16 protein-coding genes, 1 pseudogene and 2 riboswitches are annotated in these 25,267 nt (G+C 67.5%); of the genes and pseudogenes, 6 read left to right on the top strand and 11 right to left on the bottom strand.

Annotation, left to right across the window (positions count from 1 at the left end; genetic code table 11):
- Nucleotides 1–275 precede the first annotated feature (275 nt).
- Complete coding sequence (locus tag BTH42_RS25915) at nt 276–1,217, top strand: flagellar brake protein (RefSeq protein ID WP_075304022.1); 942 nt, start codon at nt 276–278, stop codon at nt 1,215–1,217.
- 58 nt (nt 1,218–1,275) lie between these two features.
- Here the strand turns inward: BTH42_RS25915 and BTH42_RS25910 are convergent, their stop codons facing one another.
- The 4 genes from BTH42_RS25910 to cobW form a co-directional block, all read right to left on the bottom strand.
- Nucleotides 1,276–1,842, bottom strand: coding sequence for a VWA domain-containing protein (locus tag BTH42_RS25910; protein WP_075304021.1), 567 nt, complete (start codon nt 1,840–1,842; stop codon nt 1,276–1,278).
- A 107-nt stretch (nt 1,843–1,949) separates the two neighbouring features.
- Nucleotides 1,950–3,038 carry an ATP-binding protein gene (locus BTH42_RS25905; RefSeq protein ID WP_075304020.1) on the bottom strand — a complete coding sequence of 363 codons (1,089 nt, stop codon included), beginning with the start codon at nt 3,036–3,038 and terminating at the stop codon, nt 1,950–1,952.
- A gap of 275 nt (nt 3,039–3,313) precedes the next feature.
- A complete protein-coding gene (gene cobN, locus BTH42_RS25900) occupies nt 3,314–7,147 on the bottom strand; it encodes a cobaltochelatase subunit CobN (protein WP_075304019.1) in 3,834 nt (1,277 codons plus the stop codon).
- A 13-nt stretch (nt 7,148–7,160) separates the two neighbouring features.
- Nucleotides 7,161–8,273, bottom strand: coding sequence for a cobalamin biosynthesis protein CobW (gene cobW / locus BTH42_RS25895; RefSeq protein ID WP_305954806.1), 1,113 nt, complete (start codon nt 8,271–8,273; stop codon nt 7,161–7,163).
- Between the two features lie 137 nt (nt 8,274–8,410).
- Nucleotides 8,411–8,689, bottom strand: a riboswitch (cobalamin riboswitch).
- A gap of 79 nt (nt 8,690–8,768) precedes the next feature.
- Nucleotides 8,769–9,033: riboswitch (cobalamin riboswitch) on the top strand.
- 277 nt (nt 9,034–9,310) lie between these two features.
- Between cobW and cobA the strand changes: the two are divergent.
- From cobA to bluB, 5 genes and pseudogenes are all read left to right on the top strand, one after another.
- Nucleotides 9,311–10,039, top strand: a pseudogene (cobA, locus tag BTH42_RS36355) (uroporphyrinogen-III C-methyltransferase); the annotation flags it as partial.
- A gap of 72 nt (nt 10,040–10,111) precedes the next feature.
- Nucleotides 10,112–10,720: a cobalamin biosynthesis protein gene (locus BTH42_RS36350; protein ID WP_305954807.1), complete on the top strand. Its 609-nt coding sequence runs from the start codon at nt 10,112–10,114 to the stop codon at nt 10,718–10,720.
- The gene (gene cobO / locus BTH42_RS25885) at nt 10,717–11,319 is read left to right on the top strand and encodes a cob(I)yrinic acid a,c-diamide adenosyltransferase (protein ID WP_075304016.1); all 603 of its coding nucleotides are present in this window, start codon (nt 10,717–10,719) and stop codon (nt 11,317–11,319) included. Before BTH42_RS36350 ends, cobO begins: the two co-directional genes overlap by 4 nt.
- Nucleotides 11,320–11,322: 3 nt before the next feature.
- Nucleotides 11,323–12,621: a cobyrinate a,c-diamide synthase gene (locus BTH42_RS25880; RefSeq protein WP_075304015.1), complete on the top strand. Its 1,299-nt coding sequence runs from the start codon at nt 11,323–11,325 to the stop codon at nt 12,619–12,621.
- Nucleotides 12,605–13,264 carry a 5,6-dimethylbenzimidazole synthase gene (bluB, locus tag BTH42_RS25875; protein WP_075304014.1) on the top strand — a complete coding sequence of 220 codons (660 nt, stop codon included), beginning with the start codon at nt 12,605–12,607 and terminating at the stop codon, nt 13,262–13,264. Before BTH42_RS25880 ends, bluB begins: the two co-directional genes overlap by 17 nt.
- 41 nt (nt 13,265–13,305) lie before the next feature.
- Here the strand turns inward: bluB and BTH42_RS25870 are convergent, their stop codons facing one another.
- The 7 genes from BTH42_RS25870 to BTH42_RS25840 all read right to left on the bottom strand — a co-directional run bounded on the left by BTH42_RS25870 (nt 13,306) and on the right by BTH42_RS25840 (nt 25,159).
- Entirely contained in the window at nt 13,306–13,911 is a 606-nt protein-coding gene (locus BTH42_RS25870; RefSeq protein WP_075304013.1) for a DUF4136 domain-containing protein, read from the bottom strand.
- 58 nt (nt 13,912–13,969) lie between these two features.
- Nucleotides 13,970–16,453 carry a CHASE2 domain-containing protein gene (locus BTH42_RS25865; protein ID WP_075304012.1) on the bottom strand — a complete coding sequence of 828 codons (2,484 nt, stop codon included), beginning with the start codon at nt 16,451–16,453 and terminating at the stop codon, nt 13,970–13,972.
- Between the two features lie 62 nt (nt 16,454–16,515).
- Nucleotides 16,516–17,922 carry a FecR domain-containing protein gene (locus tag BTH42_RS25860; protein WP_075304032.1) on the bottom strand — a complete coding sequence of 469 codons (1,407 nt, stop codon included), beginning with the start codon at nt 17,920–17,922 and terminating at the stop codon, nt 16,516–16,518.
- Between the two features lie 38 nt (nt 17,923–17,960).
- Nucleotides 17,961–18,698 carry a response regulator transcription factor gene (locus BTH42_RS25855; protein ID WP_075304011.1) on the bottom strand — a complete coding sequence of 246 codons (738 nt, stop codon included), beginning with the start codon at nt 18,696–18,698 and terminating at the stop codon, nt 17,961–17,963.
- A gap of 1,075 nt (nt 18,699–19,773) precedes the next feature.
- A complete protein-coding gene (locus BTH42_RS25850; RefSeq protein ID WP_075304010.1) occupies nt 19,774–23,349 on the bottom strand; it encodes a DEAD/DEAH box helicase in 3,576 nt (1,191 codons plus the stop codon).
- A gap of 161 nt (nt 23,350–23,510) precedes the next feature.
- Complete coding sequence (locus BTH42_RS25845) at nt 23,511–24,050, bottom strand: cytochrome b (RefSeq protein WP_075304009.1); 540 nt, start codon at nt 24,048–24,050, stop codon at nt 23,511–23,513.
- Entirely contained in the window at nt 24,047–25,159 is a 1,113-nt protein-coding gene (locus tag BTH42_RS25840) for a catalase family peroxidase (protein WP_075304008.1), read from the bottom strand. Before BTH42_RS25840 ends, BTH42_RS25845 begins: the two co-directional genes overlap by 4 nt.
- Nucleotides 25,160–25,267: the final 108 nt, after the last annotated feature.

The following is a 25,267-nucleotide window of genomic DNA, read 5'->3' as shown; positions in this document are numbered from 1 at the left end:
CGTCATCAGCGAAGAAGCGAGATTATGGAGATCCGAAGACACTCCGTCAACACCCTTTTCGCAATTATTTTAAAAAAGTTGGACAGCACAAAAAATAGGCAGGTCGCTGCCGCTTCGCAATTAGTTAGACATCCAACCTAATTCGCAGAAGCGGAAAACCTGCGGTTACAGCTCAGGCCGCAGCCACTCAAGCTTGCCAACCGCGCCCCAAATTAAAGTTTTATCCTCTCCGGTCGTCAATCAGATCATCCCGCTACTTATATAAGCTGCCGACCATGGAAAACTCCGTCGAGGATCACGTCGCGCAAACCCAAGCCGCCGCCACATCGGTGGCACTCGCACCGGATGCGGTGCCGGTCGGCACACCTCTTTCATGGCCAATCGTCGATGGCGACGGCACGCTGCTGTTCGAGCGCGGCACGACCCTCGCGAGCGCCGACGAGCGCGCGTTCCTGTTCGAACACTTCCAGCCGCAGCGCGGCGATCTGCTGGAGCCCGGTGCGCGTCACCCGAGCGCATCGAACATCCCGTCCGACTCCGCCGATCTGACCATCAAGGACATGCATCTCGAGATCGGCGCGTTGATCGGCATGCGCTCGCAGCTCGGCAGCGGCGCGCCGATGCATCCGTGCCGCATCATCGGTTTCGCGCCGAATCATGCGCTCTTCGTCACACCGCCGCTGCATCAAGGCCAGCCGCTGCCGCTCGCACCCGGCGACAACGTCGAAGTCGTGGCGATCGCAATTCAGGCGGTGTTCCGTTTCGTCTGCACGGTCGAGGCGGTCTGCCGTCTGCCGTTCGACTACGTGGTGTTGTCGAGGCCGGGGGTGATCCGCCGGCTGCGCGAACGCAAATCGATTCGCGTCCATGCCCATCTCGCGGTGCGCTTCGGCATCGGCGAGACGGGCGATACGTACGACGGGCTCGGGCTCGCGCGGGGCGTCAGCGCGCTAGGCATGTCGCTGAGCGCGTCGTGGACGCTGGGCGAAGTCGGCGAGCGGCTGCGCGTCGCGTTTCGCGTGAAGTCGGCCGGTCATGATACGGAGATCCGGACCACCGCCGTGATCCGCAATGTGCAGAAAGGCAAGGCGCCCGGCGAAGCGACCACGCACGGGCTCGAACTCGATCAGCTCGACGCCACGCAACAGATGGCGATGAAGGTCTTCGTGTTCGATCGCCAGGAAGACGTGCAGTACTGGTCGAACGGTCTTAAATGATTGCCGGGGCTGATTACAGGGGCTGAGCAGGAAATCCGCAGCACACACCGGTTGCCGCTCAGCCGATCAACTCCTCCGGCGTGATCCAGCGCGCGCCCCACGCGTTCGCCAGCGCTTCGCAACGACCGAGCCGAAGCGCGCCGCGCTCGAAGTCGACGAACACCACTTGATCCGCGGCAGGCGGCCGGGCGGGTTCGTCGCGAGTGCGGCCGTCGCTCAGAATCCACAGCCAGCGTTGTTGAGCCGGCCGTCTACGCGCGCTGCTCTCGAGCAGTTGCGCGGCGCGGCGCACTCCAGTGCCGAGCGGCGAGCCGCCGCCCGCGCCGACCGGCTCAAGCCAGCGCTCGTTCCACCAGCGCGGCACCGCCGGACCGAAGCGCACGTCGGCAGACATGCCGCCGAAGCAGACCAGCGCGGCCTCGGCACGGGCGGCACCGGCACGGTCGAACAACGCGATCAGCAGGCCCTTCGCGAGTGCAAGCCGTTGGCCGCTCAGCATCGAGCCGGAGCAGTCGAGCACGAAGCAGTGCAGCACGCCGCCGCGCGGTGTCTCGGGGATGAAGCGCAGATGCTCGCGACGCAGCGTGTCGCCGCGCGTCGCGGCGAGCGTGCGCGGCCAGCCGATGCGTCTGCCCGTTGCTTCCCGCGAAGCACCACGCGATGAACCTGCGCCTACGCCTCCTCGCCATCGAAAACCGCTGCGCGAGTCAGCGGCGGCGCCCTTCCGATGGCTCAGCGTTTTTTTGTGTCGAGTGGGATCACGCTTTTGACCGGCGTTGCCGCGGTCGGCTCGGGCGCGAGGTAACCCCAGTCGGTGTCGGCGGAAGTCTCGGGGGACACGCCCGTCGCGTGCGCAGCGCCGCCACCGCTGTCTTGAGGCGGCCGTCCGTCGTTCTCCGGCTCGCGACGACTCGAAGACTCAGCATCGTGCTGACGCCGCCGGTGCATCAACACCGCCTCGGCGACCCGCTCGACATGCCTAACCGTCACCGCGTCCGCCTGTTCGAACGCCGCCAGCGCGCGCGCCGCGCGCAGCATCACGAGATCGGCGCGCAGCCCATCGACGGCTGCATCGATGCACAGCGCGCTCACCTGCGCATGCACCGCGTCGTCGAACGAGAGTAGCGGCAGCGCCGCGCGCGCCGCGCGAATCCGCTCGACGTAGTCGGCCTGTTGCTGCGCATAAGCAGCTCGAAAACCAGCCGGATCGTGATCGAACGCGAGCCGCGCCTTGACGATCGCCTGGCGCATCGGCGGCTCGAACGCGTTCTGCAATTCGACCATCAGCCCGAAGCGGTCGATCAATTGCGGCCGCAGCTCGCCCTCTTCCGGGTTCATCGTGCCGATCAGCACGAAGCTCGCGTCGTGGCTATGCGACACGCCATCGCGCTCGACGGTGTTCACGCCGCTCGCGGCCGCATCGAGCAACGCGTCGACCAATGCGTCGGGCAGCAGATTGACTTCGTCGACGTACAGCACGCCGCGATGCGCCTTCGCGAGCAGGCCCGGCGAAAAGCGCACGGAGCCATCGCGCAGCACGGTTTCGAGATCGAGCGTGCCGATCAGGCGATCTTCGCTCGCGCCGAGCGGCAGATTCACCAGTTGCCCTTCCGGCAGCAGCTCCGCGAGCGCGCGCGCCGCGGTGGATTTAGCGGTGCCGCGCGGTCCGCTGATCAGCACGCCGCCCAGGCTCGGGTCGATCGCCGCGAGCAGCAACGCCTGCTGTAACGGCGTCTGGCCAATCAGCGCGGCGAACGGGAAAACCGGGCGGGCGGCGGCGGGGCTTGTGCCGAAACCAGGCGAGCCGCCCTGAGCGGTCAAACTGCTCGCGCCATTTGCACTGTTCGGACTCACTGAATCATTCGAAACGCCTGAACCGTCCGCACCTCCCGTACTGCTCGAACCGCCCGGACGACTATGACTACTCTGGCCGCTCGCACTGCTCGAACCATTCGCATAGCCAACACCATCCGGCCCGGCCAAACCCTTCGCGCCGCTCGAACCGCCCGCGCTGCTCACATCGACCACACCGTCCAGGTCCAGGCCACCCGCGCCAACTCCCGCACCGCCCACATCCCGCGTCGCTCCACTCATATCTACCTTCCTTCGATCTGCTGTTCACTCGCCAGCAGATGCGTTTCCACCTGCGCGCGATAGTCGCCGGGTTGCTGCCACAGTCCACGCTGGATCGCTTCGAGCAGGCGCTCGCAGACCGAATGCAGCGCGTGCGGATTGTGCCGCTGCATGAACTCGCGCGTATCGGCGTCGTTCAGATAAGCATCGGCGACGAGCGCGTACTGATGATCGGAGATCACCCGCGCGGTCGCGTCGTACCCATACAGATAATCGACCGTCGCGGCGATTTCGGCCGCGCCCTTGTAGCCGTGCCGCTTCACGCCATCGAGCCACTTCGGATTGACCACCCGCGAGCGGATCACGCGCGCGATCTCCTCCTGCAGCGTGCGCACGCGCGGCGCGGCCGGATTGCTGTGATCGGCGTGATAAACGCGCGGCTGCTCGCCGGCCAGGTGCCGCACCGCCGCGACCATGCCGCCCTGGAACTGGTAGTAATCGTTCGAATCGAGCACGTCGTGCTCGCGGTTGTCCTGGTTCTGCAGCACCACGTCCATCGCGGCGAGGCGCGTGCCGAACGCCTGGCGCGCTTCCTCGCCCGCGCTTTTCTGCGTGTACGCGTAACCGCCCCACGCCTGATACGCATTCGCGAGATCGGCGTCGGTCTGCCATTGACGCGAATCGATCATCTCCTGCAAACCCGCGCCATACGAGCCGGGCCGCGCGCTGAACACGCGCCAGCCGGCGCGCTTGCGCGCTTCGGCGGCATCCATCCCGCGCGCGATCAGCGCATCGCGCTCGCGCAGCACCCGCGCGCGAATCGGGTTCAGCTCGGCCGGCTCGTCGAGTTCGGCGACCGCCTGCACGGCCGCGTCGAACAGATGCATCACATTGGCGAACGCATCGCGGAAGAAGCCCGACACGCGCAACGTGACGTCGATACGCGGCCGGTCGAACGCTTCAATCGGCATGATTTCGAAGTCCGTCACGCGATGGCTGCCCGGCGCCCACTTCGGCCGCACGCCGAGCAGCGCGAGTGCCTGCGCGATGTCGTCGCCGCCGGTGCGCATCGTCGCGGTGCCCCAGACCGACAGGCCGATCGCGCGCGGATAATCGCCGTGTTCCTGCAGATGCCGTTCGATCAGTTGCTGCGCCGACTTCACGCCGAGCGCCCACGCGGCCTGGGTCGGCACCGCGCGGGTATCGACCGAATAGAAGTTGCGGCCGGTCGGCAGCACGTCGGGGCGCCCGCGCGACGGCGAGCCGCTCGGGCCCGGCGGCACGAAACGTCCCGCGAGGCCGCGCCGCAGTTGCGTCATTTCCTGCGGACCGCACGCGTCGAGGCGCGGCAGTACGTCGTCGCGCAAACGGGCGATGACCTGAGCCGCTTGCGGCAAGTCGGATTCGGGCGTTGTCGCGGTTGGCAACGCATTGGCGTCACCATCCTCGCCACCGCCATCACCACACACACCCCGCAACAACGCCGCCGCCAGCAATTCCAGCCGCTCGCGCGTATCGCCGTAATGCCGCCACGGCGCATCGCTGACCCGTTGCAGCACGTCCGGCCGCGCACCGTCCCACGCCGCCGCCCAATCGACGCTCAACGGATCGAACAAATGATCGATCCGCAGATCGCGCGCCAGTGCATCGATCAAACCCGCGTTGCGCCCCCGGCCATCGCCGATCGGAAAGCGCCCGAGCGCGAGCAGCGTGTCGCGCCGCTGCACGCCGCGCGGCGACTGCCCGAACGTGTGTAGCCCGTCGCGAATCTGCGCTTCCTTCAATTCGCACAGCCACGCATCGACGCGCGTGAGCAGCGCGTCCTCGTCGTCCTGTCCGCTCGGCGCGGCGAGACTCAGCTCCTCATGCAGCCGATGCTCGACGATCGTCGCCAGAATCGTCCGCCGCAGCAGCTTCGCGCGGCGCGGATCGACCATCAGCGCTTCGTAGTACTCGTCGACCTGGCGCTCGAGGTCCTGCAACGGTCCATAATTTTCCGCGCGCGTGAGCGGCGGCATCAGGTGATCGACGATCACCGCCTGCGCGCGCCGCTTCGCCTGGCTGCCCTCGCCGGGATCGTTGACGATGAACGGATACAGATGCGGCAGCGGTCCGAGAATCAGATCGGGCCAGCACGCATCGCTCAACGCGACGCTCTTGCCGGGCAGCCATTCGAGATTGCCGTGTTTGCCGACGTGCACGACCGCATCGATGCCGAACTGATGACGCAGCCAGAAATAGAACGCCAGATACGCATGCGGCGGCACCAGTTCGGCGTCGTGATAGCTCGCATAGTCGCCCTGCTCGCGCGAGCGCGACGGCTGGATGCCGACGAACACCTGCCCGCAGCGCCAGCCCGCGATCATGAAGCGCCCGCGGCGCAGCGTCGGGTCCTGATCGGGGCGGCCCCAGCGCGCGTTCAGCGCGTCGCGCACGGCGGCGGGCAACGCGTTGAAATGCGCGAGATAGTCGTCGAGCGCGAGGCTTTGCAGCGCCGGGCGCAGATCGCGCACGACCGGATCGTTGGTCACGCCAGCGGTGAGCCGCGCGAGCAGCGCGTCGCCGTCTGCCGGCAAATCGTTCGGCACGTCGCCGACGCGATAGCCTTCGTCGCGCAGCATCGCCAGAATGCCGACCACCGAGGCCGGCGTATCGAGCCCGACGCCATTGCCGATGCGCCCTTCGCTCATCGGGTAGTTCGCGAGAATCAGCGCGAGTTTCTTGTCGGCGTTGTCGAGCGAACGCAGCCGGCACCAGCGGGCGCTCAGCTCGGCGACGAAGCGCACCCGTTCGAGGTCCGGCTGGTAACGCACCACATCGACCTGGGTATGCGGACAGCGATACGCGAGCCCCTTGAAACTGATCGCGCGCGTGATGATGCGGCCGTCCACTTCCGGCAGCGCGATATGCATTGCGATGTCGCGCGAATTGAGGCCGTGGTTGTCCTTCAGCCAGTCCTCGCGATTGCCGCCGCTGAGGATCACCTGCAGCACCGGCGCGTCGCCGGCGAGCGCGAGCGGCTCGGGGTCGTCAATCGCGGAAGCGGCGAACGCGGTCGTGTTGAGCACCAGCGCGGCCCCATGCTGCTCGCACAGCGACTGCACGACTTCGCGACTCACCGCGTCCTTCAGCGACGTGATCGCGAGCGGCAGCGGATTGAGCCCCTGCGCTTCGAGCGCGTCGATCAACGCATCGAACACCGCGGTATTGGCCGCTTGCAGATGCGCCTTGTAAAACAGGATCGCGACGACCGGCGCGTCTTGCCGCCAGCGCGCTTGCCAGTCGGCGATGGTCGGCAGATCGCGCCGCGGATGATAGAGCGACGCGGCCGGCAACGCGCGCGGCGGCTCGGGCTCGCGGCCCCAGTCGAACGCGCGGTACGCGATGCAGCGCAGAAACGCCTCGGCATTCTGCGGACCGCCTTCGCGCAGATAGCGCCACAGCTGCTGACACAGCTCGGGGCTCGCGGTGCTGCGGGCGGTCAGGTTCGGATCTTCCTGCAGGTCGCCGGAAAACATCGCGAGCGTCTGGCCGTTGCGCTGCGCGAGCGCGACCACCTGCTCGATCCCATACGGCCAGTAAGCCTCGCCGCCGAGGTGATCGACCACAACGACGCGCGCGTGCCGCAACACGTCGTCGAGGTAGAAATCGACCGAGGCCGGCTGGCGCAGATAGGTGACGTTCGCGAGCCGCACGCTCGGGAAACCGTCGCCCAGGCGCGGCACCACGCTCGCGAGCAGCGACAGCGTGGTGTCGGCGGAACTGAGCACGACGATATCCGCGGGCTGCTGATCGATGCGGATCACGCCTTGAGTATCGTCGACGAAGCCGCCCGGCGTCGTGCGCAGCAGATGCATGTGCTGAGGCCCTTTACTTTGCGGCGGCGGTGGCGGACGCGGGGGCACCGGCGCTCGCCTGCAACGCCGCGTCGAATGCCTGCTGCAACGCGTGCGCATCGAGGTCTTCGCCGATCAGCACGAAGCGGCTCGGATAACCGTCGCCGCCTTCGCCGGCCTGCCAGCGGCGGTCGAAATAGCTGTCGAAGCGCCGCCCCACGCCCTGGATCACCAGCCGCATCGGCGCGCCCGGCAGTGCCGCGAAGCCTTTGACGCGATAAATCGTGTGGTTTTCGACCAGCGTCTGCAACGCGGCGAGCACCGCTTCACGCGAGCCTGCCTGCGTCTGTACGACCACCGAATCGAATTCGTCGTGATGATGGTCGGGATCGTCGGCCGAGCCGTGATGGTCGTGGCGCAGATGGATCGTTTCCTCCGACGCCGCTTCAAGACCCAGCAGCGTATGCAGATCGAGCTGCCCCTTTTGCGCGTGGACGATTTTCACCTGCGGCGGAATCTCATCGCGAATCGCGGCTTCGACCGCGCGCTGCTGCGCGTCATCGATCAGATCGGTCTTGTTCAGGATCACCAGATCGGCCGCCGACAACTGGTCTTCGAACAACTCGTGCAGCGGCGACTCGTGATCGAGATTCGGATCGGCTTTGCGCTGCGCATCGACGGCGACCGGGTTATCGGCGAACTGGCCGCTCGCGGCCGCCGGACCGTCGACCACCGTGACCACCGCGTCGACCGTGAAACCGTTGCGGATCTGCGGCCAGTTGAACGCCTGCACCAGCGGCTTCGGCAGCGCGAGCCCCGAGGTTTCGATCAGCACGTGATCGATCTCGCCGCGCCGCTCGGCGAGCTTTTCCATCACCGGGAAAAACTCTTCCTGCACGGTGCAGCACAGGCAGCCGTTCGCCAGTTCATACAATTGCCCTTCGGTCTCGACGCCGTTTTCGTCGCAGCCGATTCCGCAGCCCTTGAGGATTTCGCCGTCGATGCCGAGTTCGCCGAACTCGTTGACGATCACCGCGATGCGCTTGCCGTCCGCATGCTGGAGGATGTGCCGCAGCAGCGTGGTCTTGCCGCTGCCGAGAAAGCCCGTGACGATCGTGACGGGAGTCTTGCGCAATTGAGTTTGCATCGTGAGGTCCATCCGTAAGCGTTGCGTCGGCGGTCGGACGGTTCGCGCGTGAAATGGACGAACGACGGCGGCGCCGCGGCAACGGGAACACAGAAAGCGGAAGTGAGGTCATGAACGTGTCGCCGCATCCCCGCGGCGTACGTCCTGCATCTTCGGGCCGGTATCCGGGCTGGCGAATGAGCCGCTTCCCCTTCCCGGTCGAGTGATTTCTCGTCCAGTGGTGATATGCCGACGCGGCCTTGCGCGTGGACATCGAAGCCGGCTTCGCGGTGTCCGGCCATTCGACCGTTACCGCTTTTCGCTTACCGTTGCGGGGACAGCACAGGTTAGCCGCTCCAGAGCAGATGGCTCCCTGTTTCCCGTTTAACTGCCCGCGCACGAACGCGCGGGCGAGCACCCAAAGTGCGTGCGAGTGTAGGCGCGCGGCTTCGCCCAGTCAAGCAACGCGGGGCCGTCCAAACGCCGCCAGCCCTTATCCGGCGGGGCGCCGTGTGCTATCGTATGCGCGCGTTTGGTGCCCGCACATGCGTTCGCGTGTGCAGTTAAACGGGAAACAGGCCGCGCTTTTTGCGCTCAACCTGTGCTGTCCCCGCAACGGTAAGCGACCTGCGACGCAAGCGCCGTTCCGGCCGCGTCGCGCATGCGTTTTTGATGCCACTGTCCTGAGGATGCGCGTTCGCGCGAGTCCGTAAGCCGGGACGGGAAGGCAAAGCGCGTGAGGCCGCCAGCCCGGATACCGGCCAGACGCGGAGGCGGCGTCGCCCGCATCACGTCTGGTACGTGGATGCGCGCGGTTGCGTCGCCGGCCGCCGGAATCCGCGGGGAACGGATGTGAAGGCGTTCAAGCTCGGCATCGTGCGCGGGTGGCGTTGGCTGGTTCGGTTGTTTCTGTTGTTACGAACCCGCCGCCATGCAACGCGCGATGAACCGCGCCAGGATTCGCAGTACCGCATGACTTCTTTCTTTACTGCCGCGCGCGACGATGCGCGCCGGCCTTCTCCCTCCCGCACCGCATGGCGAAGCCCATGCCCGCCGCGATGACGCGCGCGTGGCTGATCGGCGCCGGTCCCGGCGACGTCGAACTGATGACGCTGAAGGCGACCCGCGCGCTCGGCGAGGCCGACGTCGTGCTGGTCGACGATCTCGTGAATCCCGATGTGCTGCAGTTCGCGCGCGCCGATGCGCAGGTCGTCTATGTCGGCAAACGCGGCGGCCATCCGTCTACCCCGCAGGCGGAGATCGTCGCGCAAATGCTCACGCATCTGCGCGCCGGGCGTAGCGTCGCGCGCCTGAAGGGCGGCGATCCGTTCGTGTTCGGGCGCGGCGGCGAGGAACTGGAGGCGCTCGACGCCGAAGGGATCCGCGTCGATGTGATCAACGGCATCACGGCGGGGATTGCCGCGCCGGCGGCGCTCGGCATCGCGGTCACGCATCGCGAGCATGCGCAGGGCGTGGTGTTCGTCACCGGACACGGCGCCGGCAGCGGCGAGCCGGACTGGGCCGCGCTAGTCGCGACCCGTATGACGCTCGTGATCTATATGGGCATGCGCCGGCTCGCGGAAATCACCGCCGCGCTGCTCGCGGTCGGCATGCGCGCCGATACGCCGTGCGCGGCGATCGAAGCGGCGACGCGGCCCGAACAGCGTCATGCGCTTGCGCCGCTCGGTGACTTTGCCGCAACGGTCGCGCGGGCGGGTCTTGGTTCGCCGGCGATCGTTGTGATCGGCGGCGTGGCGTCGCTCGCGCTGGCTCGGGAGGCGGCGGCACAGCGCGATAGCGAAACGCGCCGCGCGCGGTTCGACGAAGCCGGCGACACGGCAGTCGCCGAAGCACGACCGATGCCGTCGCCCGGAGCGGCCGCATCAGCCGCTGGTCGCACAGACTCCGCACACGGCGCCGGTTTGCCGAAAACGCTAAGCGTCGGCATCGGTTGCCGTTCGAACAGCACGGCCGCCGATATCGAAGCCGCGGTGCGCGCCGCGCTCGGCACTCATCCGTTCGCGGGGATCGTCAATGTCGCGACGATCGACAGCAAAGCCCACGAAGCCGGCCTGCTCGAATTCTGCGCACGCCACGCGCTGCCGCTGCAACTGTTTACCCGCGAGCAGATCGCCGCGATCCCGGTGACGTCGCCGTCGGCGGCCGCGCACGCGCATCTGGGCGTCGACGGCGTCTGCGAGCCGTGCGCGCTGCTGGCGGCGAGCCACGCAGCGAGCACCGCAAACACGGCAATCGCCGCGAACACCGCCAACGCCGCCAGCGTTGCGAACACCGGCTGCGCCGCCGACCCTGCCACGCCCGCATCGCACGCACTGCTGCTCGTGCGCAAAACCGTCCACGCCGGCATCACCGTCGCGATCGCCTGCGCCAGCGACGCTCCGCACGCTGACGCCGCTCCTCAATCCAGCGCCGCCCACCCGGCCCCTCCCAACCAGGACCCTCGATGAAAACCGATACCGAATCGCATCAACGCATGACCGAACGCCGCCGCGAAGGCCACGAAAAGAAGCAGGCCGCCGCGACCGTCGAAAAAGGTCTGCTGATCGTCAACACCGGCACCGGTAAGGGCAAGAGCACCGCGGCGTTCGGCATGGCCGTGCGCGTGCTCGGCCACGGCATGCGCCTGGGCGTCGTGCAGTTCATCAAGGGGGCGTTGCATACGTCGGAGCGCGACTTCCTCGGCGCGATCGCGCAATGCGACTTCGTCACGATGGGCGACGGCTATACGTGGAACACGCAGAACCGCGACGCCGACATCGCGACCGCGCGCAAGGGCTGGGACGAGGCGCGCCGGATGATCGAAAGCGGCGACTACCAGATGGTGATTCTCGACGAGCTGAACACCGTCCTCAAATACGAGTACCTGCCGCTCGACGAAGTGCTCGCGGTGATCAACGCACGCGCGCCGATGCTGCACGTGGTCGTGACCGGCCGCCACGCGCCCGACGCGCTAATCGAAGCCGCCGACCTCGTCACCGAAATGCGCGCGATCAAGCATCCGTACCGCGAGCAGGGCGTGAAAGCGCAGCGCGGCGTGGAGTTCTGAGCGATGAGCGCGTGCCCCGCGCTATTCATTAGCGCGCCCGCGTCGGGACAAGGCAAGACCACGATCACCGCCGGTCTCGCGCGCTATCACCGGCGGCTCGGCCGGCGCGTGCGGGTGTTCAAGACCGGCCCGGATTTTCTCGACCCGATGATCCTCGCGCGCGCGAGCGGCGCGCCGGTGCTGTCGCTCGATCTATGGATGGTCGGCGAGAGCGCGTGCCGCAACCTGCTCGCGCAGGCCGCGCAGGAGGCCGATCTGATCCTGATCGAAGGCGTGATGGGGCTGTTCGACGGCACGCCGAGCAGCGCCGATCTGGCGACCGCGTTCGGCGTGCCGGTGCTCGCGGTGATTTCCGCGCAGGCGATGGCGCAGACCTTCGGCGCGCTCGCGTTCGGTCTCGCGCGCTTTCAGCCGCGGTTGCCGTTTCACGGCGTGCTCGCGAACCGGGTCGGTTCCGCGCGGCATGCGCAGATGCTCGAAGAGTCGTTGCCGCCCGAGTTGCGCTGGTGCGGCCACATTTGCGCGAGCGATGAAATCACGCTGCCCGACCGCCATCTCGGCCTGCACCAGGCCGACGAAATCGCCGATCTCGAAGCGCGTCTGGAGCGCGCGGCCGACACGCTCGCGGCCACCGCGCTGGCCGACTTGCCGCCGGCCGTCGAGTTCAGCACACCCCTGCCCGAAGCGCTGCCGCCGCTGCTGCACGGCCAACACATCGCGATCGCGCGCGATGCCGCGTTCTCGTTCATCTACCCGGCCAACCTCGCGCTGCTCGAAGCGCTCGGCGCGCGGCTCAGCTACTTCTCGCCGCTCGCCGACGAACCGCTGCCCGCCGACGCCGACGCGCTCTACCTGCCCGGCGGCTATCCGGAGCTGCATGCGGCGGCGCTCGCCGGCAACGCCACCAGCGCCGCGTCGATCCGCGCACACGCGACGGCCGATAAACCGCTGGTCGCCGAATGCGGCGGCATGCTCTATCTGCTGGAAACATTGACCGATGCACAAGGGATCCGCACACCGATGCTCGGCCTGCTGCCCGGTCACGCGACAATGCAAAAGCGCTTCACGTCGCTCGGCATGCAGCAGCTCGACGGCCTGCACGGCCCGCTGACCGGCCACACGTTTCACTACTCGAAGCTCGACACGCCGCTCGCGCCGCTGCGCTCGGCGACCCGCGCGCACAGCGATGCGCCGGGCGAAGCGCTGTTCCGCGTCGGCTCGCTCGTGGCATCCTACATGCACGCTTACTGGCCCTCCAACCCGGCCTTCACGGCCGCCCTCTTTCATGGCGAAGCCTTTTGACGACTCCGAGCGCGACGCGGTCTATCGCGCGATTTACGAACGGCGCGACATGCGCCACTTCGTGCCCGATCCGGTCGACCCGGCCGTGTTGCGGCGGCTGCTCGACGCCGCGCACCACGCGCCGAGCGTCGGCTATATGCAGCCGTGGCGCATCGTGCGGATCACCGATACCGCGCTGCGTACCGGCTTGCGCGAGATCGTCGAACGCGAACGGCTCGCGACCGCCGACGCGCTCGGCAAACGCCGCGACGAGTTCATGAAGCTGAAGGTGGAAGGGATGCGCGAATGCGCGGAACTGCTGGTGATCGCGCTGATGGATGGGCGCGAGCGCCATATCTTCGGGCGCCGCACGCTGCCGGAGATGGACCTCGCGTCGGTTGCGTGCGCGATCCAGAACATGTGGCTCGCTGCGCGCGCGGAAGGACTCGGGCTCGGCTGGGTGTCGCTGTTCGACGTCGACGCGCTGCGCGAATTGCTGCGGATGCCGGAAGGCGCGCGGCCGGTCGCGATTCTGTGCCTCGGGCACGTCGAACGCTTTTACGACGAACCGATGCTCGAAACCGAGCGCTGGGCCAGCCGTCTGCCGCTCGCCGATTGCGTGTTCGAGAACGGCTGGCCGGAGGGGGAGCCGGAGCAAAAGTAGCGCGGCAGCGCGAGCGGCTGAGCCGCTGCCCCGCTCAGCCCTCAACGCTCCAACGGCTTCATCGACTCGACACTCGGCTCCCCGCTCGCCTTATCGACGCGGAGCTTCACGCGCCAGTCGCCGGGCGCCTCGAACGGCAGCTTCGCGAGCGCGGTCTTCATCAGCAGCGGCAACGCATGCAGCGGATCCGCATCGCGATCGACGAACACCGAGCTGACCTTGTAGCGTTGCGCACCGCTCGTGGCATCGAAGAAGCGCAGCGTCAGCGCGTGCTGATACTGGTTGCCGAACAGCAGCGCGCCGAGGCCGTCGCCACCCTTGCCGCAGTCGGCCGGCGTACAGTCGGTGCCGCCGATCCCGATCGACGCCCGCCGCGTGCTATACGCGATCGACACCAGATAATGCGCGGGCTTGCCCGCGGTCTCGACGAAACCATGCCGCGCCAGTTCATCGCGCAGCAGCTGTTCGGCCCGTGGATGATCGGCGCTGTCCTCCTGCGGCTGGGTGCGCGCGATCGTATAGGTTTGCTCGCCGTGCAGCGCAGTCTCGGCGCTATCGGCAACGGAATGCACGTTGGCGCTCAAGCCCGCGCAGGCGGTCAGACTCGCCGCGGCCAGCGCGGCACAGAGATAGGCGACTTTTGCCATTTTTTGTTTTCTCTCAAGTACATTGGGTACAGCGGGTACAGCGAATACATCTGCTACATCAGGCGCGCGGCGCGACCAGTTCGTCGAGCTGCGCATCGTCGAGCGCGGGCAGCGAGATCGTGAATGCGGTCCCCTCGCCCGGCGCACTGACTACATCGACGCTGCCCCCATGGCGCGTCACGACGGTTTTGACGAAGGCCATGCCGAGCCCCGCCCCGCCCACTTCCGGCCGCTCCGCCTCGTGAAAGCGCCGGAACCGTTCGAACAGCCCCGCCTGCTGTTCCTTCGGGATCCCATAGCCCTGATCGCGAATCGTGCATGACACGCGCGGCGCCACGGGCGTCCGACCCGCGGCCGGCGCGCTCGCGAAGCTGCACTCGATGCGCGTATCGGGCGGACTGTACTTCACCGCGTTGTTCAGAATATTGACCAGCGCGCGCGTCATCAGCGAGCGGTCCGCGTAGATCCAGCGCACTTCATCGGCGTCGTTGCCGGTCTCGGTGTGCAGCGCGATGCGCTTCGCGTGGGCCTGCGGCCAGACTTCGTCGCTCGCGTCGATCACCAGCTCGGTCAGGTTCAGCGGCTCCAGCACGTACGCCTGCGATTCGGCGCGCGCGAGCTGCACGAAGTCGTCAGCGAGCGTCAGCGCGCGCTGCGCATAGCGTTCGATGCGCTCGAGCAGATTGCGCGCGAGCACCGGCTCGGTGCGCGCGCGTTCGATCTCGACCAGCGCGATGATCGACGCCTGCGGCGAGCGCATGTCGTGCGACAGCAGCCGCAGCGCGTCCTCGCGCTGCCGCTCGGCCGCATGCAGCGCCGACACGTCGACGAGGCCGGCGATCCAGCCGGTCGTCTCGCCTTGCGCGTTGGTGCAGGTCGCGTAGCGCAGCAGATGATCGCGCTCGTTCGCGTCGCGCACTTCGACGCCCTGCGCCATCAGCGCGGCGAATTCGCTGCGGGTCGGTTCGAGCAGCGCCGGCCAGTGCGCGTGCGCGTACCGGTTGCGCTCGGTGTCGGAGGCCGCGCCGACGTCGATTGTCTTGACCAGCGTCAGGCCGCCGAGCACGGTCTGCATCGGCTGACCTTCCGGCAGCGGCGCGCCGAGTCGCGCGAAATGCGCTTTCGCCGCATGGTTCGCGATCAGCACGATGCCGCCCAGATCGCTGACGAGAATCGGCTCGGGCACGCTGTCGAGGCTGTCCCACACGAACCGCTTCATGTCCTGCACCCGCTGTGCGGCGCGCGCCATCAGCGCCATATGCTGCTCGAGCACGTCGCCGCCGAACTCGCGGCGGCGCTGCGGGGTTTCCGGCAGCAGATACGGCTCGTCCGCGAGGCGCTGCAACTCGCCGCGCAGATAGGCCATCGTCATTTCGAGGCGGCGCCAGTTCCAGATCGGATACACGATCATCACGCCGAGGATCGCCGGCACCGGCGAGATCCACAGCCGGCCGACGTCCAGCAGCAGCGCGCTGCCGGCCGCTGCGAGCAGCGCCAGCGCGCCGGTCAGCAGCAGCGAGCGGCGCGGCGACAGCACGAGGAAGCCGGCCAGCAGCGCGGCCAGCGCCACCAGCGACGCCGCGAACACGATCCACGCCCGCACCGGCAGGATTTCGCGGCCGGTCAGCAGCGTGTCGAGCACGTTCGCGTGGATGTAGACGCCGGGCAGCGGACCGAGGTCGCCGGACACCGGCGTCGCGAAGCGGTCGTACAGGCCCGACGCGGTCACGCCGATCACGACGATGCGCCCGCGCAACTGCTCGGCCGGCACCTTGCCGGCCAGCACGTCGGCGAAGCTGAACTTCGGGTAGTCCTCCGCGTTGCGGCCGAACGGGATCAGGAAACGGCCCTCGGTGCCGTCGTCGCGCGCGTCCACCGGCGCGCCGGAACGGCGTGGCGGCAGCCCGCCGCGCAGCTGCAGTTTGCCGTGCTCGACCGCGTCGGCGACCAGCAGCATCAGTTGCGGCCAGCGCGAGCCGTCGTCGCCCTGGAAGCGCGCGACGCTGCGCACGATGCCATCGGTATCGACCTCGAAATTGATGTGGCCGAGCCCGGCCGCCGCCTGCGCGAGCGGCGCGACGGGTTCGACCACCGCGTGTGCGCCGGCCTCGTCGGGCGGCGACAGCAGTACCGGCAGATAGGTCGGGCTGAGCGCGATCGCATGGGCGAGCCCGGCGTCGTCGGCATTGGTCTCCGTGAACAGCACGTCGAACACCACGGCGGCGGGTTTGGCCTCGGCGAGCCGTTCGAGCAGCCGCGTATGGTCGCTGCGCGGCCACGGCCAGCGGCCGAGTTGCGCGACGCTCGCGTTGTCGATTTCGACGACCACGATGTCGGACAGCTTGGGCTGGTCGCGCAGCGTCAGGAAGCGGTCGTACGCAAGTTGATCGATGCCGGCGCTAACCTGGCCGAACGAGGTCAGCAGGATCACCACGATGCCCAGACAGCCGACGCCCACCCATTCGATCAGAAAACGCCGGCCGGCACGCCGTCCGAGACGGGCGCGCGGATCGAGACTCAAGCGAGTGGGAGTGGTCGGCAAGGGACGATCGGTTCGGGAGGCGATGACGGGCCGGCCGGCTCGTCATCGCGAATCTACCAGCGTCAGCGCGCCAGCGTAAAGGAGCGGACCGGCCCCGTCTTCTCGTAGAAGCGGCCGTTTTCGAACTGCTCGGCGACGATCGTCCAGTAGTAGACGCCTGCCGGCAGATCGCTGACCACCAGTTCGCCGCCCGACAGATCGGTACGGTCGACGACCGGATGGCTCAGGTCGGCGGTCCTGGCTAACACGAAGCGAAAACGGGTCGGCACGTTGCTGTGGCTGACGAACCAGCGGAACTCGTAATCGCGGCTGCCCGGACGTTGCGCCGCCGACGCTTCCAGCCCCAGCTGACGGCGTTCGAACGCGTAGACGCTCGGCAGGCCGTCGAGCCCATGATTATCGGTCGACGCGATGCGCACGAAATACATGCCGTCGGGCAGATCGCCGAACTCGGCATGCGGCGCGTTCACGCGCTGGTCGCGCACGAGGTCGAGCTGGTCGGCGTCGTGCGAAATCTGCAGGCGGTAGCCGACCGCATGTTCGGCCGGCTTGACGTCGAACGTGACCGTCTTGCCGTCCTGCACGCGTGCCGGTTTGGCCAGCGCCGGCGCCGCCAGCAGTTCGACCGGGCTGCCGACCGCGGAGCCCGAGCGCGTGACGCTGCCGAAACTCGCCTTGACCAGTTGCTCGGACGCCTGCAACGGCACGCCCGGCGCCGGCGCGGCACCCTGGCCGCCCTGGCTGGCCGGGTCGACACCGACCGCGCCGTCGAGCACTGCCACCGCGGTGGTCTGCGTATTGCCGTCGTAATCGACCCGGAAACGCGTGCCGCGCACCCCCGCCACCACGGACGGCGAACGGATCTGGAAGCGATCGTCGCGCCGCTTCGCATGCGTGACCTGACTCTCGACCTCGCCGCGGCGCAAGCCGAAGATGCGGTCGCCGACGCCGGTCAGCACGGTGTGCCGCAGTTTGTCGATATTGACTTCACCGTCCTGCGCGACGGTGACATAGGAGCCGTCGGGCAGTTCCAGCGTCGCGAAACCGTTCGGACCGGTGCGGATGCGATCGCCTTCGGCGAGCGTCTCGCCGGTCTTCAACGGCAGATAGGGAGCCGTGCCGAATGCGTGCTCGGCCGGACCGCTGGTCGCCACCACACGGGCGGTGTCCTGATCCTGACGAAGCCGTTCGGCCGGCAGACGCAACACGAGGCCGGCCGGCATCCGGCGCGGCGCGGGCACGTGGTTCAGGCGGCTCAACAGCGCCCAGTCGGTCGTATCCGCCATGTAACGGTCGGCGATGTCGTACAGCGTGTCGCCTTCGCGCGTCGTGTACGACACATAGACGGGCGCCGCCTTCGCGCCGGCTTTGCCGCGCGGCTGCGCCTGCGCGCCCGCGCTCCAGCCCGCTGCGCTGGTGGCGAGCACACAGGCTGCCGCGAGCCATGCCGCCGTGCGACGGCCCGGCATCGCGGCGCCGTTCGCCGCGGCCGTATTTCCGGACCTCGTCACGCCTCACCCGCCGCGGAAGCTTCGTTGTCGACGGCCGGCGGCGTGTCGGATTCGATCCGCTCGAGGCGGTAGCCGTAACCGTAGATCGGCGTGAGCCGGTAGCCGTGCTCCGGACGCAGACCGAGCTTGCTGCGCAGCATCGACACGTGCGTGTCCATCGTGCGCGACGGGATGTCGGTGGCCTGCTTCCAGATCACGTCGAGAATGTGCGCGCGCGACAGCGGCCGGCTCAGATGCTGAAACAGCAGCAGCGCCAGCTCGAACTCTTTCTGGGTGACGGCGACCGTCGTGCCGCGTACGACCACGTGCTTGGCGCTCAGATCGAACTCGAATTCGCCGAACACTTCCTTGCTCGCCGGCGGCTTCAGGTAATAAGCACGACGCAGCAGCGAGCCGACTCGCGCGAGCAGCACCGCGCCGGACACGGGCTTGACGAGGTAATCGTCGGCGCCGGTGTTCAGGATCGAGGTGATGTCGGTTTCGCGGCCGCGGCTGGTCATGAACAGGACCGGCAGGCGCTCGGACAGGCTTTCGCGCACCCAGCGCAGCACTTCTTCGCCGGACATGTCGGGAACGTTCCAGTCGAGCACGAGCAGATCGAACGTCTGGCGGCGCAGCTGGCGCACCAGCTCACGCCCCGCGCCGAATGCGTGGCAGACGTGACCCGCCGCCGACAGCGTTTGGCAAACAAGATCGGCCTGAGCCGAATCGTCATCGAGGACTGCAATTCTCATAAAACCCCACAACGCAACAGCGCCTTTCGTAACTGGCGGCCGGCGAACCGGCAGACGACCGGGATGACGGTTTGAGCCGTCGATCCGGCTTCCCTAAAAACTCCGGCGGTTACTTTCTGACTAATGGTCCCTTGCCGTGCTCCCCGTTTCGCGCTGCTTCGTGTGAAGCGCGAAATCAGCGCATATATAAAATCGACAGCGATTATGCGGGGCAGATCATCATAATCGAAAACCCTCTTTTTTCCGGCTGCCGTGTCCCGGCAATCCGTCGCGATAAACCCTGGTTGAAAGCGGCTCACGCGTTTTTTCTTGGCTTTTCCCTGGTCCGGCGGGTAGTGCCGGTGTCCGCAACGAAGTCATACGGCATACGTAGACCCCTGCTGGGATGGCGTTTGGCCCCGTCGGCGTATCCCGTGTCAGGGGCTCCGTCCGGAGCCCTCTGATTTAACAATTTGCTGGGTAGTATAAGAATAGTCCCAAAATAAATCGTTTAAACATTGTCAGATTTGTGCATCAGATGTCACTTCATTTGATGCCTTCGACATGCATTAATTTGAGATAGAAGTTTGCGCGGATGCAATACGGATCACATGCCGTTTGGATGGTTGTTTGCTCAACAATAATTTGCGGTGATCGGCTGGCGCGACGGCCTGGTCCCGAGCTGCGAACGCCCCCGAGGACGCCGCGCGATGCAACGTCATACATCGCCGCTGTGCGCGACACGGCACGGCACAACACGGCGGGCAAAAAAATACGGCGTTGCCCGACCAAAGGCAACGCCGCTACGAGGACTACACACGCTCGCCGGGGTCTAGCCGCACGAGTACTGCCACGTTAGCGCCGCCGAAAAACGCGCTCAAGATGAAAGAACTTCGTTTGTAACGGCCTGGGAAGTAGTTCTTACGCGCCACCCGACGGCCGCCGCCACGGAAGTCCCGCGCGGCGCGTGTCTGAAATTGGTCTGAGCAGAAGCCGTTCGCGCGGCGCACTTACACAGCTAGACGTTTTGTTACACTCCGACCCCTTCTAGCGCAACAGCGCCTCTCGCGATGCGTATCGCATCTTCAGCGCACCGTCAGCGCATCCCCTCGATCTCCGGCATCGGCGCGAACAGCGCGTCGAGATCGTCGGCGGAAAACTTCGCGGCGCCGGCCGCGTCTTCGACCAGAATGCTGTCGGCGAGGCTCGCCTTCTGCTCCTGCAATTCGACGATCTTTTCCTCGATGCTGCCCGCCGCGATCAGCTTGTAGACGAACACCGGCTTGTCCTGGCCCAGCCGATGCGCGCGGTCGGTCGCCTGGTTCTCGGCGGCCGGATTCCACCACGGGTCGTAGTGGATCACCGTGTCGGCGGCGGTCAGGTTCAGGCCGACGCCGCCCGCCTTCAGGCTGATCAGAAACAGCGGCACCTCGCCCTGCTGGAAACGCTCGACCGGTGTCACGCGATCGGCGGTGTCGCCGGTCAGCATCACGTACGGGATCGCGGCTTCGTCGAGCGCGGCGGCGATCAGCGCGAGCATGCCGGTGAACTGCGAGAACAGCAGCACACGGCGGCCCTCCTCGATCAGTTCGGGCAGCATCGACAGCAGCAGGTCGAGCTTGGCCGAGCGCATCGCGCGATCGTGTTCGTGCTCGCGTTCGCCGCCGCTCGCGGCGGCGGCGCCCAGCGTGCCGAGCAGCCGCGGATCGCAGCACACCTGGCGCAACTTCAGCAGCGCGTCGAGCACGATGATGTGACTGCGCGCGAGCCCTTGCGCGCTCACCGCCGCGCGCACCTTGTCCTGCATCGCGGTCCGCACGGTTTCGTACAGATCGCGTTGCGCGCCTTCTAGATCGACCGGACACATGATCGTCGTCTTCGGCGGCAGCTCCTTCGCGACCTCGTCCTTGCGACGGCGCAGCATGAATGGCCGGATCCGGCGCGCGAGCAACGCGCGGCGCACGTCGTCGCCGTTCTTCTCGATCGGATTGCGCCAGCGCCGCGTGAAATCCTTCTGGCTGCCGAGAAAACCCGGCAACAGAAAATCGAACTGCGACCACAGCTCGCCGAGATGGTTTTCGAGCGGCGTGCCGGTCAGACACAGCCGATGCCGCGCGTGCAGCCCGCGAATCGCCTGCGCGGCCTTGGTGCTCGCGTTCTTCACGTACTGCGCCTCGTCGAGGATCAGCAGATGGTAGTCGTGGCCGGCGAGCACTTTCTGGTCGCGCCACAGCAATGCGTAGGTGGTCAGGATCAGTTCGTGTTCGCCGATCCGCTCGAAGCGCTCCTTGCGCTGCGGGCCATTCAGCACCAGCACTTTCAACTCGGGCGCGAAGCGCCGCGCCTCCTCGCGCCAGTTGTGCACCAGCGTGGTCGGCACGACGATCAGCGCGGGACGTGTGAGCCGCCCCGCTTCCTTCTCCGCGAGAATGTGCGCGAGCGTCTGCACGGTTTTGCCGAGCCCCATGTCGTCGGCGAGCACGCCGGCCAGATCCTGTTCGCGCAGGTACTGCATCCAGTTCAGCCCCTGTTGCTGGTACGCGCGCAACTCGGCCTTCAGACCGCGCGGCAGCGGCACTTCGCGCAGCCCCGGGCCGGCCTGCAGGCGGCGCGCGAGTTCGCGGATCGATGCGTCGCCGCTGAACTGCCAGCGCCCGGTGTCGTTCAGCGCGTCGAGCCGGCCGGCGTCGAGCGCGGACACGCGTAGCGGCGCGCCGTCGGCGAGCGCGCCGCCGAGCGAATCGAACAGATCGACCAGCACGCGCACGACCGGCTTCAACCGGTCCGCGCGCAGCCGCAGCCGCTTGTTTTCCTCGGTCTTCAATTCGATCGGCTCGGCGTCGCCGATCGTCTCCAGCGCGCCGGACAGCCAGCGCCGGTCGCGCCGGAACAGATCGGCGAGCAGCGGTTCGAGCCGCACATTGCGCTCGCCGACGCGAATGCCCATCTCCAGATCGAACCAGCCGTCGCCGGCCTGCTGCGCGGTGCCTTCGATGGCGTCGATCTCGATCACGTTGTAGCGGAACTCGGCCGCCATCGTCACGCGCCAGCCGTTCGCGCTGAGCCGCGGCAGCGCGTCGTTGACGAATTCGGACCACGCGTCGGCATCGGGCAGGCCGAGCATCGTGTCGGGCAACTGACGCGCCGCGTGGACGCTGCGCGTCGGCACCTTCTGCAGACCGGTCTTGCGCAGTTCGAGCAGGCGCTTTTTCTCGACCTCGTAGCGCCGGCGGATGTGGATCACGTCGCCGCCCGGCAGCGGCACCAGCGTCACGCTGCTGTCGGCGTTGATGCTGACGCCGTCGTAGTCGAAGCTCACGGCGGCCAGTTCGACCGAGCTGGTGTCGCGCGCCGAAGTCCCCGGCGTTCCCGGTGTTTTGCCCGCCGCGCCCGGCTTCGCGCTCTTCGCAACCCGGGACAGTTTCGTCGTGCTGGTCAACGCGTGGCTGTTCAGCGTCAGCACCGGCACCGGCTCGACGTCGATCACGCGCAGCGTGGAGGCGTCGTGGGTCGGCGGCAGCGGCAGCCCCGGCGCGATCTCGCGCAGCACCGATGCGACCAGCGGCGCCTCGGCCAGCGAGATCGGCGGCATCGCGAGATAGTCGGGCAACTGCTGGAACGGCAGCGACAACGGCACGATGCCGGCCGCGTGCGCGACGCCGTCGACGTACCAGACCGGCTCGGTCGGCAGCACCATGCTCGCGCGCGGTTCGGTGCGCAGCACCGGGCGCAGGCGTTGATCGGGCAGCGGCTCCCATTCGATCCTGCCGGGCCGGTCGGCGGCCCGCGCGAGCGGCGTCGGCCCGGCCTGACCGGGGGCGATGCCGAAGTCGCAGAACAGGCGGCCGGTCGCGATCAGTTTCTGCAACGTCTCGGCGCCGCTCGCGCCGCGCAGCACGAACTGACCGAAATCCTCGCGCGAGCGGTTAAGCCACAGGCCGCGCAGGATCGACAGATCTTCGTCGGAGATAAAGCGCGGCTGACGCAGCAACGCCGCCTCGACATCGCTCCAGCTGTCGCCGACTTCGACGATCGTGCCATCGGCGTCACAGCGCGCACGATGCAGCACCACTTCATGGCGCAAATGGAAGCTCGACCAGTTGAGCCGGTAGGCGAGCGTCTCGGTGCGCGCGGTTTTGCGCGGGGGCTGGCTGGCGCTCGCGGTATCGGCGGCTTCGGCCGCGCGGGCCCGTTCGCGAAAGCGTTCGAGCCAGCTGACGAGTTCGGGGCGCACGCCCGGGGATGGAGATGACATTGCCGGCGACGGCGCGTCGAATGACAAAGCAATGCGCGCCGTCACCGGCCGCCCAGCGAAACCGCGCTGCGCATCCGCTCCATCGCTCTCGCCGCTGTCCTCTTCCTCGTCCTGCACCTGCGTGATGTGATCCATCTCGTCGTGGTAGTCGAGTTCCGCGAGCAGCAGCGCCGCGACGTGCTTGCAATCGCGCCCGACCGGGCACGTGCAGTCGCCTTGCGCCCACGGCGAGCCGCCATCGGTGCGAAAGTGCACCCGCGTGCGGTACGGCTGCGGCCGCGACCCCTGCACGTTGCCCGACAGCGTCGAGCCATGCCATTTCACGTTGCTGACCGCGCCCACCGAGCGCGCCTTGGCGACGGTCCACTCACCGAGCCAGTCCGTAATCCTTTCCCGATCGAAGAAAACTGACGACATCCGCGTGCATTCCTGTTCAAGCCGGCGAAGGCGAGCACGCGCGGGACAAAAACACGCGCCGGACGACGCTCGTGAGCGACGCCCGGCCCGCTCCGGCCGGCTGCCATGTGCCTGTGGTAACCGGCCATTTTACGCGTGGGACGGCAATGGCTGCATGGCCCTCAGCGGCCGCCGCGCGCCATGCTGCTCCACACGCCGTCGCGCAAAATCAGCGCATGCAGCAGCGCCGCCGCCAGATGCAGCAGCACCGTCGCGAACAGCGCGAACGCGAGCCACGTATGCAGCGCGCGCAGCAGCGCGAACAGCTGGACGTTGTGCGGCGCGATCGGCGGCAGATGCCACGAACCGGCGAGCGTGACCGGATAGCCGGCCGCCGACAGCATCGCCCAGCCGATCAGCGGCATCGCCAGCATCAGCGCATACAGCACGACGTGCGACGCCTTCGCCGCGAACCGCTGCAACGCCGGCATCTCCCGCGGCAACGGCGGACTGCCGCGCGTGACGCGCACCGCCAGCCGCACCAGCACCAGCGCGAGCAACGCAATGCCGAGCGGCCGATGCAGCGCGACCAGCGCATCGTGCGCGCGCGACACGGTCGCGACCATGCCGACGCCGATAAACAGCATCGCGACGATCAGCGGCGCCATCGTCCAGTGCAGCAGCCGCGCGAGCGGACTGAAATGAGTGCGCGCGGACTTCATGAGTGCTCTCCCTTGTGTGCGTCGGTGGCCGGCGTTTGATGAACCTCCGGATGCAGCGCCTCTTCGCGCGTGCGGCGTTTGAACGACAGCGCGTAGGCGGCCGAGCGCGCGGCCAGCAGCGGATCGTCGGACGGCGCGATGCCGGCGGGCAGGATCGTCGGATCGAAGTTGATGTCGCGGCAGGTGCCGTCTTCCTGCGAGGTCGTGCGCTCGAGCACCAGCGTGCCCGCGTCGATGCGCTGACGGTCGTCGGGCCATTGCAGCGTCGCGTCGTCGGTCGGATCGCCCGCTTGCGCGACGGTCAGGATCAGGTGCCAGCGCAACGGTCCCTGTTGCAGCCGTTCATTGAGATCGGCGGCAAGGAAATTCTTTTCGGCCTGCTGCTCGGCAGTGACCGGCGCGTACGGCGTGTCGGGCACGACCGACCAGCGCACCGCGCGCGTCGTCCCGTGCGCGTCGGTAAACAGGAACGCGTTGATGCCGTAATACGCGGCGTTCGCGAGACTCGACGACGGCGCGTGCGCCTTCACCCAGCGCTGGAACGGCTGGGTCTCGGGATTGGCCGCGAAGAACGCCTTCAGTTTCGCCGGGTCCGGTTTGCCGGTCGCGGGATCAGGCTTCGTCGCCAGCAACTGCTGGTAGAACTGCGCGGGCGTGTGCACGACGAAGAGCGGCGTCGAGTTCATGCCGGTGCGCCACTCTTCGCCGTCCTGCAGCCGGAACTGCAATGCGAGGCTGCGCACCGGCGAACTCGTATCGGGCGCGGACGGATTGCCGCCCGGCACCGCGAAGCGGCCCGACACCGGCGTGCGGCCCGGCGCGAACACCGCCGCATGCGATAGTGCGGCGCCGTTGCCGTTGCTGTCGAAATAGCCCTCGACGCATAGGCCTTTCGCGTGATTGCGTCGATAGCCGGGATGCGGGCCGGCGTTCGCTTCGAACGTATCGATGATGCGTGGCGCGCTCAAACGCGCGGGAGTGAGCCAGCCCGCGGTGTACGCGAAGCCACCCGCGAGCGCGAGCACGACGGCGCCGATCGCGGCGAGCCGGCACGGCACGCAGATCGGCCGCTCGCCGGACGGCGGCGTGGGAACGGAGGGTTGTGTCACGAGGACTCCTTACCGGATGGATCGACGAATCGATCGACGAATGAAGCAACGTTCGGGTGAACACCGCTTTCGACGATCTATTCCATCCGGCTCCGGCGCGCGCGTTCA

The sequence above is a fragment of the Burkholderia sp. SRS-W-2-2016 genome (assembly GCF_001931485.1).
Lineage (GTDB): Bacteria > Pseudomonadota > Gammaproteobacteria > Burkholderiales > Burkholderiaceae > Paraburkholderia.
The sequence above is the reverse complement of the archived record's forward strand: the minus strand, read 5'-3'. Positions and strand labels throughout refer to the sequence as shown.

Coding starts and splice junctions, on each gene's coding strand:
- BTH42_RS25915 (WP_075304022.1), top strand. CDS start 276: ATGGAAAACTCCGTCGAGGATCACGTCGCGCAAACCCAAGCCGCCGCC.
- cobN (WP_075304019.1), bottom strand. CDS start 7,147: ATGCATCTGCTGCGCACGACGCCGGGCGGCTTCGTCGACGATACTCAA.
- cobW (WP_305954806.1), bottom strand. CDS start 8,273: ATGCAAACTCAATTGCGCAAGACTCCCGTCACGATCGTCACGGGCTTT.
- BTH42_RS36350 (WP_305954807.1), top strand. CDS start 10,112: ATGCCGTCGCCCGGAGCGGCCGCATCAGCCGCTGGTCGCACAGACTCC.
- cobO (WP_075304016.1), top strand. CDS start 10,717: ATGAAAACCGATACCGAATCGCATCAACGCATGACCGAACGCCGCCGC.
- BTH42_RS25880 (WP_075304015.1), top strand. CDS start 11,323: ATGAGCGCGTGCCCCGCGCTATTCATTAGCGCGCCCGCGTCGGGACAA.
- bluB (WP_075304014.1), top strand. CDS start 12,605: ATGGCGAAGCCTTTTGACGACTCCGAGCGCGACGCGGTCTATCGCGCG.
- BTH42_RS25870 (WP_075304013.1), bottom strand. CDS start 13,911: ATGGCAAAAGTCGCCTATCTCTGTGCCGCGCTGGCCGCGGCGAGTCTG.
- BTH42_RS25860 (WP_075304032.1), bottom strand. CDS start 17,922: ATGCCGGGCCGTCGCACGGCGGCATGGCTCGCGGCAGCCTGTGTGCTC.
- BTH42_RS25855 (WP_075304011.1), bottom strand. CDS start 18,698: ATGAGAATTGCAGTCCTCGATGACGATTCGGCTCAGGCCGATCTTGTT.
- BTH42_RS25850 (WP_075304010.1), bottom strand. CDS start 23,349: ATGTCGTCAGTTTTCTTCGATCGGGAAAGGATTACGGACTGGCTCGGT.
- BTH42_RS25845 (WP_075304009.1), bottom strand. CDS start 24,050: ATGAAGTCCGCGCGCACTCATTTCAGTCCGCTCGCGCGGCTGCTGCAC.